14 protein-coding genes are annotated in these 13466 nt (G+C 74.3%); 8 read left to right on the top strand and 6 right to left on the bottom strand.

The genetic code is table 11. The annotated features are described in order from the left end of the window. Positions 1-119: 119 nt before the first annotated feature. The gene (locus N8K70_RS00375) at positions 120-914 is read right to left on the bottom strand and encodes a DeoR/GlpR family DNA-binding transcription regulator (RefSeq protein WP_317139626.1); all 795 of its coding nucleotides are present in this window, start codon (positions 912-914) and stop codon (positions 120-122) included. 141 nt (positions 915-1055) lie between these two features. On the opposite strand from N8K70_RS00375, the gene N8K70_RS00370 reads away from it, so the two are divergent. From N8K70_RS00370 to N8K70_RS00345, 6 genes are read left to right on the top strand one after another with little or no spacing between them, the layout of a single operon-like run. After that, a complete protein-coding gene (locus N8K70_RS00370; RefSeq protein ID WP_317139625.1) occupies positions 1056-1934 on the top strand; it encodes an SIS domain-containing protein in 879 nt (292 codons plus the stop codon). Then, positions 1931-2818 carry an ROK family protein gene (locus N8K70_RS00365; protein ID WP_317139624.1) on the top strand — a complete coding sequence of 296 codons (888 nt, stop codon included), beginning with the start codon at positions 1931-1933 and terminating at the stop codon, positions 2816-2818. Before N8K70_RS00370 ends, N8K70_RS00365 begins: the two co-directional genes overlap by 4 nt. After that, positions 2815-3930, top strand: coding sequence for an N-acetylglucosamine-6-phosphate deacetylase (locus tag N8K70_RS00360; RefSeq protein WP_317139623.1), 1116 nt, complete (start codon positions 2815-2817; stop codon positions 3928-3930). Before N8K70_RS00365 ends, N8K70_RS00360 begins: the two co-directional genes overlap by 4 nt. Further along, complete coding sequence (locus N8K70_RS00355) at positions 3909-4874, top strand: 1-phosphofructokinase family hexose kinase (RefSeq protein ID WP_317139622.1); 966 nt, start codon at positions 3909-3911, stop codon at positions 4872-4874. Before N8K70_RS00360 ends, N8K70_RS00355 begins: the two co-directional genes overlap by 22 nt. A 2-nt stretch (positions 4875-4876) precedes the next feature. Beyond that, positions 4877-5716 carry a class II fructose-bisphosphate aldolase gene (locus N8K70_RS00350; protein ID WP_317139621.1) on the top strand — a complete coding sequence of 280 codons (840 nt, stop codon included), beginning with the start codon at positions 4877-4879 and terminating at the stop codon, positions 5714-5716. Next, complete coding sequence (locus tag N8K70_RS00345) at positions 5713-6486, top strand: hypothetical protein (RefSeq protein ID WP_317139620.1); 774 nt, start codon at positions 5713-5715, stop codon at positions 6484-6486. Before N8K70_RS00350 ends, N8K70_RS00345 begins: the two co-directional genes overlap by 4 nt. Before the next feature lie 25 nt (positions 6487-6511). Here N8K70_RS00345 and N8K70_RS00340 read toward each other — a convergent pair whose 3' ends face one another. Both N8K70_RS00340 and N8K70_RS00335 read right to left on the bottom strand, forming a co-directional pair. Next, the gene (locus tag N8K70_RS00340; protein WP_317139619.1) at positions 6512-7447 is read right to left on the bottom strand and encodes an ATP-grasp domain-containing protein; all 936 of its coding nucleotides are present in this window, start codon (positions 7445-7447) and stop codon (positions 6512-6514) included. 25 nt (positions 7448-7472) lie between these two features. After that, positions 7473-8795: a M20/M25/M40 family metallo-hydrolase gene (locus tag N8K70_RS00335; protein WP_317139618.1), complete on the bottom strand. Its 1323-nt coding sequence runs from the start codon at positions 8793-8795 to the stop codon at positions 7473-7475. Positions 8796-8942: 147 nt separating this feature from the next. On the opposite strand from N8K70_RS00335, the gene N8K70_RS00330 reads away from it, so the two are divergent. Continuing rightward, on the top strand, positions 8943-10364 hold the full coding sequence (locus N8K70_RS00330; RefSeq protein ID WP_317139617.1) for an MFS transporter: 1422 nt from the start codon (positions 8943-8945) through the stop codon (positions 10362-10364). Between the two features lie 55 nt (positions 10365-10419). On the opposite strand, the gene N8K70_RS00325 is transcribed toward N8K70_RS00330, so the two are convergent. Further along, positions 10420-11136: a ZIP family metal transporter gene (locus tag N8K70_RS00325; RefSeq protein WP_317139616.1), complete on the bottom strand. Its 717-nt coding sequence runs from the start codon at positions 11134-11136 to the stop codon at positions 10420-10422. Between the two features lie 98 nt (positions 11137-11234). Between N8K70_RS00325 and argG the strand changes: the two genes are divergently transcribed. Then, positions 11235-12677, top strand: coding sequence for an argininosuccinate synthase (argG, locus tag N8K70_RS00320; RefSeq protein WP_317139615.1), 1443 nt, complete (start codon positions 11235-11237; stop codon positions 12675-12677). 106 nt (positions 12678-12783) lie between these two features. Here the strand turns inward: argG and N8K70_RS00315 are convergent, their stop codons facing one another. Together N8K70_RS00315 and N8K70_RS00310 are read right to left on the bottom strand one after the other, a co-directional pair. Beyond that, the gene (locus tag N8K70_RS00315) at positions 12784-13224 is read right to left on the bottom strand and encodes a PIN domain-containing protein (RefSeq protein WP_317139614.1); all 441 of its coding nucleotides are present in this window, start codon (positions 13222-13224) and stop codon (positions 12784-12786) included. Beyond that, the gene (locus N8K70_RS00310) at positions 13221-13427 is read right to left on the bottom strand and encodes a type II toxin-antitoxin system VapB family antitoxin (RefSeq protein WP_317139613.1); all 207 of its coding nucleotides are present in this window, start codon (positions 13425-13427) and stop codon (positions 13221-13223) included. Before N8K70_RS00310 ends, N8K70_RS00315 begins: the two co-directional genes overlap by 4 nt. Between the last annotated feature and the right edge of the window lie 39 nt (positions 13428-13466).

Genomic DNA, 13466 nt, shown 5'->3' with positions numbered 1-13466 from the left:
ATCGAGCATGTTCAGACACTAGACGCGCAGGCAGCGTGCGTTGGGGGGACGAGCGGATTGTTTACGGCCCCGTAACACGCTCCCGCCTCGCCGCCCCGCCGGGCGGGCCCGAGGCGCCGCTAGGAGCGGGGGGCGACGACGATCTCGACGCTCGATCCGGCGAGCTCCGCGGCGAGCTCCGCGGAGACCGGCTGATCGGTGACGAGCACGTCGATGCGCGAGAGCGGGCAGATCCGGGCGAACGTCGACCGGCCCAGCTTCGTGGCGTCGGCCGCGATCACGACGCGCCGGGCCACGGCGGCGATCTCGCGGCTCGCCTCCGCCTCGCCCTCGTGCATGGTCGTCGCGCCGAACCCGGCGCTCAGACCGTCGACGCCGAGCACGGCGGTGTCGATGCTGAACTCCCGCAGCGCCGCGCCCACGAGCGGGCCGACGAGCTCGTACGACTGCCGGCGCGGGACGCCCCCCGTCACGACGATCTTCACGTGCTCGCGGACGGACAGCTCATAGGCGATGTTGAGCGCGTTCGTGACGATCGTGACGCCCGGCGCATCTCCCCGCGATCGCAGGCGCTCGCTGCGGCCCAGCTCGCGCGCGACCTCGCTCGTCGTCGTGCCGCCGTTGAGGCCCACCGAGTCGCCCGGCTGGACGAGGCCCGCGACGGCGCGCGCGATCGCGACCTTGGCCTCGGCCTGACGGGCGGTCTTGTACTGCAGGGGCAGCTCGTACCCCGATCCCAGCGCGGTGGCGCCGCCGTGGGTCCGCGTCACGAGCCGCTGCTCGGCGAGCGTGTTGAGGTCGCGGCGCACCGTGGCGGTGGAGACGCCGAGGGCGTCGCCGATCTCGGCGATGGACACGCTGCCCCGCTCGCTCACCAGCTCGAGCACGCGATTGAGGCGCTGCTGCTGCGTCATCGTCCTGTCCGCCCTTCGACCCGCCCCATCCTCTCACGCGGACGCTTGCACGTTTTGATCGTTTCTGCTCAAATAAGCAGACTACAAGTCACTCTTGATCTTGCGTCGATCACGACATGCGACCCCAGCGGAAAGAAGCCGATGCACTCCTCCTTCGTCGACACGGAAATCGCCTCGCAGCCCGACACCTGGCGCCGGGCCGCCGACCTCGTCCCCGCAGCGGCGGACAGCCTGCCGCGACGAGGCGAGCGCGTGGCGGTCGTCGGCTGCGGCACGAGCTGGTTCATCGCCATGTCGTACGCCGTCCTGCGCGAGACGGCCGGTCACGGCGTGACCGATGCGTTCGCCGGCAGCGAGTTCCCCCGAGGGCGGGAGTACGACCGCGTCGTCGCGATCTCGCGTTCCGGCACCACCACCGAGATCGTCGAGCTCCTCGCCGCGCTCGCGGGCACGCACACGACGCTCATCACGGCCGTCTCCGGCTCGCCCGCGGCAGAGAACGCGGAGGCGAGCGTGGAGCTGCCGTTCGCCGACGAGCGGTCCGTGGTGCAGACCCGCTTCGCGACGTCCACGCTCGTCCTGCTCCGCGCTCACCTCGGCGCGGACGTCGATGCGCTCGTCGCCGACGGCGAGCGCGCTCTCGGCGTCCCCGTCGACGACTACCTCGCGGCCGACCAGACCACCTTCCTCGGTCTCGGCTGGGCCGTGGGCCTCACCCACGAGGCCGCCCTCAAGACCCGTGAGGCGGCGCAGTACTGGTCGGAGTCGTACCCGGCCATGGACTACCGTCACGGACCGATCGCGATCGCGCAGCCCGGCCGGCTCGTCTGGAGCCTCGGCGCCGCCCCGGAGGGGCTCGTCGAGGAGGTGGAGTCGGCCGGCGCCACGTTCGTGCGGCACGACCTCGACCCCCTGGCCGGCCTCGTCGTCGCCCAGCGCTTCGCCGTGGCGCTCGCGAAGGCGCGTGCCCTCGATCCCGACCGTCCCCGCTCGCTGACGCGGTCCGTCATCCTCGCATGAGCCCTGCCGGCGGAGGGATGAGCTGCGGCGTCGACGTCGGCGGGACGACCGTCAAGGCCCTGCTCGTCGACGACGGCGTCGTGGTGCGCGAGCACCGCGCGCCCACGCCTGTGCCCGACACCGACGGCTCCCGCGTCGTGAGCGCCGTCGCCCGTGCCGTGACGGCGCTCGATCCGCCGGAGGGGACGCCGATCGGGGTCGCCGTCCCCGGCGTCGTCGACGAGGAGCGCGGCACGGCGATCCTGTCGGCCAACATCGGCTTTCGCGACGCGCCTCTCGCCGCAGCGCTCACAGCCGTGCTGGACCGGCCCGTGGCCTTCGGCCAGGACGTGCGGGCGGGCGCCCTCGCCGAGCGCCACTCCGGCGCCGCACGCGACGCGGCCGGCCCCGTCGTGTTCGTGCCCGTCGGCACGGGCGTCGCCGCCGCGATCCTGATCGGCGAGACGGCCCTCGTCTCGGGCGGCTGGGCCGGCGAGATCGGCCAGCAGCTCATCGCGGCGGGCCCCCACGCCGGCCGGAGGGTCGAGGAGGTCGCCTCCGCCTCCGCCCTCGCGCGACGCGCGCACGCTCCCGACGCGCGAGCGGTGGCGGTCCGGGTCGCCGAGGGCGACCCGGACGCGGTGGCGGCGTGGACCGACACCGTCGAGACACTGGCCGACGCGCTCGCCGGGCTCACCACGGCCGTCGGCGCGGCGACGATCGTCGTCGGAGGGGGTCTGTCGGAGGCGGGCCCCCTGCTGCTCGATCCGCTCGCCGTCGCGCTGGCCCGGCGGCTTCCCGGACTGCGGATGCCGCGCGTCGTCGCGGCCCGGCACGGCGACCGCGCGGGCGCCATCGGCGCGGCGCTGCTCGCCTCCCGCCTCCTCCCCCGGGGGGCGGCGTGACCGTCGTCGCCGCGCGCCGCATCGTCGACGGCCGAGGCCACGACGGGCCGGGATGGCTGGACGTGGTCGACGGCCGCGTCGTCGAGCGCGGGACGGGCGCGACGCCCGGGCGCGCGGACACGACCGTCGACGCCCTCGTGCCCGGATTCGTGGACGCTCACGTCCACGGCGCGTGCGGCATCGACTTCGCCGCCGCGGGCACGGATCCCGGCCCCGCGATCGCTCACCACCATCGGGCCGGGAGCACCGCCCTGGTGGCCTCTCTCGCCACCGGCCCCCTCGACACGACGCTCACACGCCTGCGGGAGCTCGCCCCGTTCGTCCGCGACGGCGCGCTCGCCGGTCTGCACCTCGAAGGCCCCTTCCTCTCCTCCGCACGCCGCGGAGCCCACGACCCGGCTCTCCTGCGCTCCCCCGACGCCGTCGACGTCGACATGCTGCTGAGCGCCGCGGACGGCGCGCTCGCCACGGTCACCCTCGCCCCCGAGCTGCCCGGCGCGCTCGATGCCGTGCGCCGGTTCACCGACGCCGGGGTCGCCGTCGCCCTCGGCCACACGGGAGCCTCGGCCGAGATCGTCGGCGACGCCGTGGACGCGGGCGCGCGCGTGCTCACGCACGTGTTCAACGGGATGCCCCCTCTGCACCACCGAGAGCCCGGTCCCGTCGGGGTCGGCCTCGCGGACGCCCGTCTCGCTCTGGAGCTGATCGGCGACGGTCACCACGTGGCCGACATCGCGATCGACGCGGTGCGCCGGGCGGCACGTGGACGGACCATGCTCGTCTCCGACGCCATGGCCGCGACGGGTCTCGGCGACGGCCGGTACCGCGTGGCCGGATCCGACGTCGTCGTGGTGGACGGCGTCGCGACCCTCGCGGACGGCTCCTCGCTCGCGGGGGCCACCGCCGTCGTCGGCGACGCCGTCGAGAGGCTGCTCGCCCGCGGCGTCGATCTCGCCGAGGTCGTCGCGCTCACCCGCACCGCCCCCGTCCGCGCACTGCGCATGCCGAACGAGGCGCTCGCGCCGGGAGCGCCGGCCGACCTCGTCTCGTTCGAGGGCCCTCGCATCAGCCGTGTGATGAGGAGGGGCGAATGGCTCGCATCGTCGTCGTGACGCCGAACCCGGCGATCGACGTCACCTACCGGGTGACCGAGCAGCGCATCGGGGACACCGTGCGCGTGCACGGCGTCGACAGGCGCGCCGGAGGCAAGGGCGTCAACGTCGTCCGCGTGCTCGCCGCACTCGGGATCCCCGCCGTCGCGGTGCAGCCGCTCGGCGGGGCCTCGGGGCGATGGATCGCCGACGCGCTCTCAGCCGAGCGCATCGAGACCGTCACGGTGCACGTTCCGGCCGAGACCCGCCAGACGGTCGCCGTGGTCGACGATCGCGCGCACCCGACGCTGTTCGCCGAATCCGGCCATCCGCTCTCGGATGCGGCATGGCGCCGTCTCGCGGCCGCGGTGGGCGACCGCGCCGAGCCCGGAGGGTGCGTCGTCCTGTCCGGGTCCGTGCCGCCTCGCACGGATCCGCGGCAGGTGTCGGGCGTCATCGCGGCGGCCCGTGCCGCGGGCGCGACGGTCGTCGTCGACACGAGCGGTCCCGCCCTTCTCGTCGCCGCGGGCGCGCAGGCGGACTACGTCACCCCGAACGAGGCCGAGGCCCTCGCGGCGAGCGGGGCGACGACGCTCCGCGAGGGCATGCGCGCGCTCGTCGACGCGGGAGCGGGCACGGTCGTCGTCTCCCGCGGCGCCGACGGCATGGTGGCGCTCGGCCGAGACGGCGCCGAGACGCGCCAGGTCGCCGTCCCCGACGTCCACGGCAACCCCACGGGCGCGGGGGACGCGGCCACCGCCGGCCTCGTCGGCGCCCTCGCCGACGGCGGGGGTCTCGCCCGTGCGCTGCGCTCCGCGGCGGTGCTCGGCGCAGCCGCCGTGCTCGCCCCCGTCGCCGGCGAGATCGACGCCGCGGCGATCGACGGGCTCCGCGCCCGGCTCGGCCCTGAGCCCTCCCGCCCGCATCCGTCCGCCGCCCCGCGATCCCCCGAGACCCAGAGGTGACCATGATCACGCCCACCGCCGACCGCCCGCGTCTCGTCGCCGAGGCGCATGCCGCCGGCCGCGGCCTCGGCGCCTTCAACGTCGTGCTGCTCGAGCACGCCGAGGCGATCGTCGCGGGCGCGGAGCGCGCCGAGTTGCCCGTCGTCCTGCAGATCAGCCAGAACGCCGCTCGCTACCACGGCTCTCTCGAGCCGATCGCGACGGCGTGCCTCGCCCTCGCGCGTGAGGCGGCGGTCGCCGTCGCCGTCCATCTCGACCACGCGGAGGAGGTGGGTCTCGTGCACGAGGCCGTCGCGCTCGGCGTGCGGAGCGTCATGTTCGACGGGTCCGCGCTCCCGTACGAGGAGAACGTCGCCGCCACGCGCGACGTCGTGACGCACTGCCACGCCCGGGGGACGTTCGTGGAGGCCGAGCTGGGCGAGGTGGGGGGCAAGGACGGCGTGCACGCGCCGGGTGCGCGCACCCGGCCGGACGAGGCGGCGGCGTTCGTCGCCGCCACCGGCGTCGACGCCCTCGCCGTCGCCGTCGGCACGTCGCACGCGATGACGTCGCGCGTCGCGACCGTCGACCGAGACCTCATCGCCCGCCTGGCACAGGCGGCGGGCGTGCCGCTCGTCCTGCACGGCTCGTCCGGTCTGAGCGATGACGAGCTCGCCGGCGCCGTGGCGGCGGGCATGACGAAGATCAACATCTCGACGCATCTCAACGGCCTGTTCACGGCGGCCGCGCGCGAGGTGCTCGATGCCGACAGAGCGGTCGTCGACCCGCGCCGCTACCTCACCCCGGCGCGCGCCGCCGTCGCGGCCGAGGTCGAACGGCTCCTGCGCCTGCTGGCCGGATGAGCCCCGTCGGCGAGGACCCGGAAGGCGGCCACGACCGTCTCCTCGAGGCCGTCGTCGCGGCGGTCGCCGCCGACGGGGCGGGAGCCGCGCGGCTCGTGCACGACGTCGTGCGCGAGGCGGACGCGGTGCGCGAGGCGGACGGGCGGCGCGGGGCGCGACGGTCCCGGCGGGGCGCGTTGAGCGTGCGGCTGACCGAGGCGTTCGCGGCGGCGCGGCCCCTCGCGCTCCGCCGGCACCGGGGCCTCGGTGTGGAGCCCTCGACGACCGACGCGACGCTCGCCGACATCGACCGCAAGATCGCCGCGTACGGCGACGACGCCGACATCCCGTGGCTCATCGGGATCGCCCGCGCCGACGTCCTCGCCTTCGGACGTCTGCAGGCGGCACGCGAGACGGGCGGGCGAGGGCGGGACCTGCACGTTCCCGAGGGCGGACCGCTCGCCCCACCGCTCGTCGACGACGCGCTGTCCCGCATCCGGAGCGCCTTCCCGGGGGAGGCGCTCGTGTGCACGTCATGGCTGCTCGACCCGGCGTTGTCCTCGCTGCCCGCGGGGTCGAACATCCGCGCGTTCGCCGCCCGCTTCGACGTCGCCGGATGCGCGCCCACGCAGGAGGGCGGACGTGCCGCGGCTTTCTTCGTCTTCCGCCGCCCGCTCGCCGAGGTGCTCGACCCCGACGCCGTCAGGCCGCGCACGACGCTCGAGCGCCTGGTCGCGGAACGTCTGCGATCGGGCGCGGGATGGTCCGAGCCCGCCGGGACCCTCCGCTAGCCGCGAGACGTGCCGCGGCTCCTCGTCAGACCGCCGCGGGCGCGGGGGCGAGCAGGCCGCCGAGGAAGCGGGCGACCCGGCGCGTCGCGGGGTCGTCGATCGCGGCCTCGACGTCGGGGCTGTAGTTCGTGTTCGTGTTGATGTCGTACGTCACCGTGCGGCCCGTGGACGTCGTGAGGAACTCGATGCCGGCGATCTCGATGCCCAGCTGCGCGAGCAGCTCCTCGTAGCCGCGGATGAGCGGGTCGTCCGCCGTGACCTCGGGGCGTACACGGAAGAGCGGCTCCGGCTCGACGCCCGCCTCGGGGACGGCACAGGCCTCCGCGGGGCACAGCTCGAAGCCGCCGGCCGACGTGTCGACGCGGACGGCGTAGGCGAAGCGGCCGCCGATGAACTCCGCGCGCGTGACGAAGGGCTCGGCCGACGGGAGGAACTCCTGCAGGAGCGTGATGCCGTCGGCGGGCTCCTCGAACTCCGTGCTCTCGACGTACGCGTCGAAGGCCGCGTAGTCGTCGAACCGGCGGACGCCGAGCCCCTTGCCCCCCTGGTTGTGCTTCGTGATGAAGGGGAGGTCGAAGCCGCGTGCGGCCTCCGAGAGCCCCTCGCGCCCGAAGACGGCCACGGTGCGCGGCACGTCGAAGCCCGCGCGGCGCAGCGCCGCGTGCTGGGCGGCCTTGCTCACCTCGAACGACGCCACGGCGCTGCCGTTCACCACCCGCCGTCCCCACGACTCGAGCCACGAGAGCGTCGCGCGCGCGGCGTCCTTCGCCCTCTCGGCTCCGCGGGTGTGGGACGAGGCGCTCAGCCGCGACCAGAAGACGCCCTGCGGCGGCTCGGCGTCGAGGTCGAGCACGCCCTCGCCGAGGCGCCACTCCCGCAGCGGCACGCCCTCGGCCTCGAACGCGCGCGCGAAGGCGGGGATCCAGTCGGGGTTGTCGTGCAGCACGTAGACGGCGGTCATGGCGTCCCTTTCGTCGTGGCGGGCCTCAGGCCGTGCGCAGGATGCGCTCGGTCACGCGGGCGGAGAACAGCAGTGCGTCGACGGGCACCCTCTCATCGGCCGCATGGAACTGGCTGAAGACGTCGAAGCCGGGCTCCACGCGCAGCGGCACGAACCCGTAGCCGTGGATGCCGAGGCGCGCGAAGTGCTTGTTGTCGGTGGACGCCTGCAGCAGGTACGGCACGACGACGCCGTCGGCGTCCTGCTCGGCGATCGCCTGCTGGAAGACGTCGATGAGGGGCGCGTCGACGGATGCCTCGGTGGCCGGCCACCAGCGTCCCTCGCGGATGTCGACGTCATCGCCCGCGACGTCCCGCAGATGGTCGCGGACGGCCTCGTCCTGGCCGGGCAGGATGCGGATGTCCACGCGCGTGAACGCCTCGGCGGGGATGATGTTCGTCTTGCGCCCGCCGCCGAGGACGGTGGGCGTGACGGTGTTGCGGGTGGACGCGTCGACGAGCGACGAGACGAACCCGAGGCTCGCGATGTCGTCGGCGAGGGTCTCGTCGCTGAACGACAGGCCCCGCGCCTCGCCGAAGACGTCGAAGAACCGCTGCAGCGCCTCGGTCCTGTGCACGGGGAACCGGTGGTCGCCGATCGCCGCGACCGCCTGCGCGAGGCGGACGACCGCGTTGTCGGGGGTCGGCCGGGATCCGTGGGCGGCGTGGCCGCGGGCCGTGAGCGTCGCCCACGCGACGCCCTTCTCGGCGGTCGCGACGAGATAGGCGCGGCGGTCGTCCCCCTCGGCGCCCGTGAGCGGCACGGAGAACCCGCCGACCTCGCTGAGCGCCTCGGTGACGCCGGCGAGCAGGTCGGGCCGGTTGTCGACGATCCAGCCCGCGCCCCACACGCCGCCGGCCTCCTCATCGGCGAGGAACGCGAAGACGAGGTCGCGTCGCGGCACGATCCCCTCACGGGCGTAGTGTCGCGCGACGGCGAGGATGGTCCCGGCGTAGTTCTTCATGTCGACCGCGCCGCGGCCGTAGAGATGGCCGTCGTGGATCTCGGCGCCGAAGGGCGGATGCGTCCAGTCCTTCTCCTCGACCGGGACGACGTCGAGGTGCGCGTGCACGAGGAGGCCCCCCGCCTCCGGATCGCCGCCGCGCAGCCGGGCGACGACCGAGCCCCTGCCGGGTCGTCCCTCGACGAGCTCGGAGGCGATCCCCGCCTCCGCGAGGCGTTCCTGCACGTACCGCGCCGCGCGCGTCTCCCCGTCGCCGATCTCGGCGGCCACCCCCGTGTTGACGCTCTCGATCCGGATGAGGTCGCGCGCGAAGACGAGGGCCTCGGTCTCCAGCAGCGTCGTCACGCAGACCCCTCTCGTCGTCGGCTGCGTCGATCCGAGCGTATGCGGCGCCGGGGGCCGGCGTGCCGACTGCCGCCACACATCGTCACACGCCGACGCGTCGGGAAACAGGGCCCCTGCCGTCCGACCTCCTCCCCTACCGTCGTGTGCATGTCATCGTCCGCGCGCCCCGACGCGGCGGACGGCTCCTCGCGGGCGGCGCTCTGGGCGTGCCTGGCCGCGGGCTTCGCGACGCTCTTCGACGCGACGGCGATCACCTACACGGTGCCCGCCGTCAGCTCGACGCTCGGCGGCGGGACGCCCGGCGTGCAGTGGCTCCTCGCCTCGTTCTCCCTCACCTTCGGCCTCGGGCTCGTGCCGGGCGGCAGGCTCGGCGACGCCTACGGCCGCCGCGGGCTCTTCGCCGTCGGGCTCGGGACCTTCCTCGTCGGAGGCGTCCTCGCCGTCGCGGCGCCCGGCATCGGCGTGCTCGTCGCCGCACGCCTCGTGCAGGGCCTCGGCGCCGGGGTCATCAGCGCCCAGGTGCTCGGCGCCATCCAGGACCTCTTCCTCGGCGCCGCCCGGCTCCGCGCCCTCGGCGCCTACACGGCCGTCGGCGCGCTCGCCGGCTTCCTGGGCCCGATCGCGTCGGCCGTCGCGCTCGGGTCGACGCCGCCGGAGGCCGCCTGGCGCCTCGTGCTGTTCCTGCCGCTCCCGTTCGCCGGGCTCGCGCTGTGGCTCGGACGGCGCGGGCTGCCGCGCGGCTCCGGCTCGCACGCGCGCGTCTCGCTCGACCTCCCGGCGATCGGCCTGCTCGGCGGCATCGTGCTCGCGGTGACGCTTCCGGTGATCGAGCCCGGCCTCCCCGCCCCGGTCGTCGTGGGGCTCGTCGCCGGATGCGGGATCGCGGCCGCCGCGCTCGCGCTCTGGGAGCGGCGCCACGCCGCACGCGGGCGCGTGCCGCTCTTCGCCCCCGCCCTCATCCGATCGCGCGGCTTCGTGGCCGGCAACGTCGTCGCGATGACGTGGTTCGGCGCGACGCTCGCCCTCGGGTCGGTCGCGACGGTGTACTTCCTGCAGCGGCCCGATCTGTCCGCGCTCACGATCGCCCTCGTCTTCGCCCCGGGCGCGCTCGCGCGACTGGCCGTGTCGCTGTTCAGCCAGCGGATCTTCGCGCGGCTCGGCCCGAGCACGGTGCCGCTCGGGCTGTCGCTGCAGGGCGCGCTCATCGCGGCCGTCGCGATCGCCGCCCCGCTCGTCCCGGACGGCACCCTGTTCGTCCTCACGGCGATCGCGCAGGTGGGGCTCGGGGCGTCGGGCGGCCTGGTCGAGCCGCCCCTGCGGGTGATGACGCTCTCCTTCGCCCCGCCGGGCCTCCACGGCGTGGCGGCGTCGTTCCTCCAGCTCACCCAGCGGCTCTCGGCGACCTACCTCATCGCCCTCGCCACGGGCATCCTGCTCGGCGCGGCCGGCGTCGGCTCGCCCGCCTCCCTGCGGGCGGCGCTCCTCGCGTGCGCCGTCGCGTCGGCGATCGCGCTCGCGGTCTCGCTCGCGCCGTCGTTCCGGGCGGCTGCTCCCCCGCGACGCACGTGAACGCCCGGAGGCGCGCGTCGGGACGCGGCGCTGCTCCTCTCCCGTGCGGCCGCGGTCACCCTCCGAGCGAGAGGCCCGCGGCGACGGCGAAGCCGATGACGGTCGCGAGGCCCGTGAGGTCTCGGGCGCGTCTCTGCGCCTCGGGGATCATCGAGTCGACGAGCATGACGAGGAGAGCGCCCGCGGCGAAGCCGCTCGCGCCGGCGCGCAGCTCCGGTGTCGCGAGATCCGCGACGACGAACCCGACGACTGTCGCCGCGGCGCAGACGACCGAGACCGCCGTCCACAGCAGGAGCACGTCGCGGCGCTTCGCTCCCCCGTCGAGCATCTCCGAGGACGAGCCGATCGACTCGGGGAGGTTGGAGACGACGATCGCGATCACGAGCGCGACGCTCACCCCCTCGCCCGCGGCCAGGCCGATGCCGAGGACGAGCTGCTCCGGGATGCCGTCGAGGAGCGCGCCGATGGCGAGCGGCGCGCCCGCGGCCGCCCCCGATCCGCCGCCCCGGCGGCGCGACCAGACGTCGACGCCCCTGTCGGCGAAGAAGTAGCAGAGCGCTCCCGCCGCCACGCCCGCCGCGAGCGCGACGGGCCCGCCGACGTCGAGCCCCTCCTCCCACAGCTCGTAGGCGATGGAGGCGATGAGCGCGCCGGCGCCGAACCCCAGCACGATCCCGAGCATCCGCGGAGGCCAGGCGCGCACGCCGGCGAGCACCGCTCCGAGCAGCAACGGCGCAGCGCCGACGGCGCCCCACAGCACGCTCTCGCCCATCCGCCCACCTCCTCCCCGACACTCTGGCGCACTTCGCGGCTCCGCGCACGGGTCCCCCCGAACGGTGCGGGCATCCGCGCGCCTCTAGGATGGAACCCATGTCGAAGGTCCTGGAAACACTGCCCGTCGGCGAGCGCGTCGGCATCGCCTTCTCCGGGGGTCTCGACACCTCCGTCGCCGTCGCCTGGATGCGCGACAAGGGCGCCGTGCCGTTCACGTACACGGGCGACCTCGGCCAGCCGGACGAGGACGACATCGCGTCGATCCCCGGCCGCGCGCTGAGCTACGGCGCCGAGGCCTCGCGCCTCATCGACTGCAAGCCGCTGCTCGTCGAGGAGGGCCTGTCGGCCCTCGCGTGCGGCGCCTTCCACATCCGGTCCGCCGGGCGCACCTACTTCAACACGACGCCCATCGGCCGCGCCGTCACCGGCACGCTGCTCGTGCGCGCGATGAAGGAGGACGGCGTCGACATCTGGGGCGACGGGTCGACCTACAAGGGCAACGACATCGAGCGGTTCTACCGCTACGGCCTGCTCGCGAACCCGCGCCTGCGCATCTACAAGCCCTGGCTCGACGCGCAGTTCGTCACGGAGCTCGGCGGCCGCACCGAGATGAGCGAATGGCTCGTCGCCCACGGCTACCCGTACCGCGACTCCGCCGAGAAGGCGTACTCGACCGACGCGAACATCTGGGGTGCGACGCACGAGGCGAAGACCCTCGAGGAGCTGGACGTCTCGCTCGAGACGGTCGAGCCGATCATGGGCGTGCGGTTCTGGGACCCCGCCGTCGAGATCGAGACCGAGGACGTCACGGTCGCGTTCGAGGCCGGACGCCCCGTCGCGCTGAACGGCGTGGAGTTCGCGGACGCCGTCGAGCTGGTCTTCGAGGCGAACCGCATCGGCGGCCGCCACGGCCTCGGCATGAGCGACCAGATCGAGAACCGCATCATCGAGGCGAAGTCGCGCGGCATCTACGAGGCTCCGGGGATGGCGCTGCTCTTCATCGCGTACGAGCGGCTCCTCAACGGCATCCTCAACGAGGACACCCTCGCGACCTATCACGAGCAGGGGCGCCGCCTCGGCCGCCTCATGTACGAGGGCCGCTGGCTCGAGCCGCAGTCGCTCATGCTGCGCGAGTCCATCCAGAAGTGGGTCGGCTCGACGATCTCCGGGTCCGTGACCCTGCGCCTCCGCCGCGGCGAGGACTACACGATCCTGTCGACGGAGGGCCCCGGCCTGTCGTACGCCCCCGAGAAGCTCTCGATGGAGCGCGTCGGCGACGCCGCCTTCGGACCGGTGGACCGCATCGGGCAGCTCACGATGCGCAACCTCGACATCGCCGACTCGCGCTCGCGCCTGGAGGGCTACGTCGCGCGCGGCATCGTCGGCGGCGCGACGGGCGAGCTCATCGGCGCGCTCGAACGCGGCGAGGCCGACGAGATCACCGGCAGCGTGAACCCCGTGTCGGCCGCCGAGGAGGAGCTCGCCGACGCGTTCGACGAGGCCGGCGAGTCCGCCGCGTTCGACTCCGGCACCGACTGAGCCGGCGGCGATCTCGTCTGCATCGGACAGCGCGCGACTGCGTCTCATCCTGGAGGACGAGAGCGGACCGGCGCGGTCTCGAAGGCCCGGCGCGGTGCCGCGCTACTCAGTCCGCTGCGCCTGCCTGCACGATCCACCGATGCGAGAACGCCGGGCTCACCGCGGCGACGTGCTCGAAGTCGTGGTCGTAGTGCACGACTTCGACCGTGGTGGATGCGTCGGTGTACCGGATGGCCGTTGCCGCGATCTGAAGATCGCTCACTCCCACGGCGCGCCCCTTGCCCGCGCGGAAGAGACGGCGTTGCAGATCGAGCGCCAACTCGGCGACGCGTCCGTCGGGCGGCAGGAACACCCTCGCGCGACGGCTCGCATCGACGATGGTTCCGTGGTCGTCGGCCGACCGCGCCGAGTACCCCTCCTCCAGAAGCTGAGGAAGACAGCCTGCGAGGTCTCCTGTCGCGGTGAGGTCGATGAGCGCCCCGGCGACGGCCTCGGAACGCGCCACCCGCTGCAGGACCGAGTTGTCGACGAGGTACAGCAGCCTCATCGCTGGGCGCCGCGAGTCACCTCTGGGTCGTCCAGCTCCACGACCAGGCCGCCCTGGACCAGATCGATGTAGCCAAGCGCCTCATGCCGTCGCACGACCTGCGCCAGGGCCTCGTTGACCGCAGCCCTCTTCGTGGCGCTGCCCGTGAGCTCCATGGCACGCTCCAGCAACGCGTCGTCGATGTCGACGATCGTCTTCGTCATGCGCCACCTCCGTATATCCCCGCTCGTCGGTCAGTATAT

Origin of the sequence: Microbacterium sp. AB (assembly GCF_032878875.1) — a bacterium.
Lineage (GTDB): Bacteria > Actinomycetota > Actinomycetes > Actinomycetales > Microbacteriaceae > Microbacterium > Microbacterium betulae.
This window is presented reverse-complemented; position numbering and strand designations above follow the sequence as displayed.

Bases quoted from the DNA above. Each gene is read 5' to 3' on its own strand.
- N8K70_RS00375 (WP_317139626.1), bottom strand. From the start codon at position 914: ATGACGCAGCAGCAGCGCCTCAATCGCGTGCTCGAGCTGGTGAGCGAG.
- N8K70_RS00370 (WP_317139625.1), top strand. From the start codon at position 1,056: ATGCACTCCTCCTTCGTCGACACGGAAATCGCCTCGCAGCCCGACACC.
- N8K70_RS00365 (WP_317139624.1), top strand. From the start codon at position 1,931: ATGAGCCCTGCCGGCGGAGGGATGAGCTGCGGCGTCGACGTCGGCGGG.
- N8K70_RS00355 (WP_317139622.1), top strand. From the start codon at position 3,909: ATGGCTCGCATCGTCGTCGTGACGCCGAACCCGGCGATCGACGTCACC.
- N8K70_RS00350 (WP_317139621.1), top strand. From the start codon at position 4,877: ATGATCACGCCCACCGCCGACCGCCCGCGTCTCGTCGCCGAGGCGCAT.
- N8K70_RS00345 (WP_317139620.1), top strand. From the start codon at position 5,713: ATGAGCCCCGTCGGCGAGGACCCGGAAGGCGGCCACGACCGTCTCCTC.
- N8K70_RS00340 (WP_317139619.1), bottom strand. From the start codon at position 7,447: ATGACCGCCGTCTACGTGCTGCACGACAACCCCGACTGGATCCCCGCC.
- N8K70_RS00330 (WP_317139617.1), top strand. From the start codon at position 8,943: ATGTCATCGTCCGCGCGCCCCGACGCGGCGGACGGCTCCTCGCGGGCG.
- N8K70_RS00325 (WP_317139616.1), bottom strand. From the start codon at position 11,136: ATGGGCGAGAGCGTGCTGTGGGGCGCCGTCGGCGCTGCGCCGTTGCTG.
- argG (WP_317139615.1), top strand. From the start codon at position 11,235: ATGTCGAAGGTCCTGGAAACACTGCCCGTCGGCGAGCGCGTCGGCATC.
- N8K70_RS00315 (WP_317139614.1), bottom strand. From the start codon at position 13,224: ATGAGGCTGCTGTACCTCGTCGACAACTCGGTCCTGCAGCGGGTGGCG.
- N8K70_RS00310 (WP_317139613.1), bottom strand. From the start codon at position 13,427: ATGACGAAGACGATCGTCGACATCGACGACGCGTTGCTGGAGCGTGCC.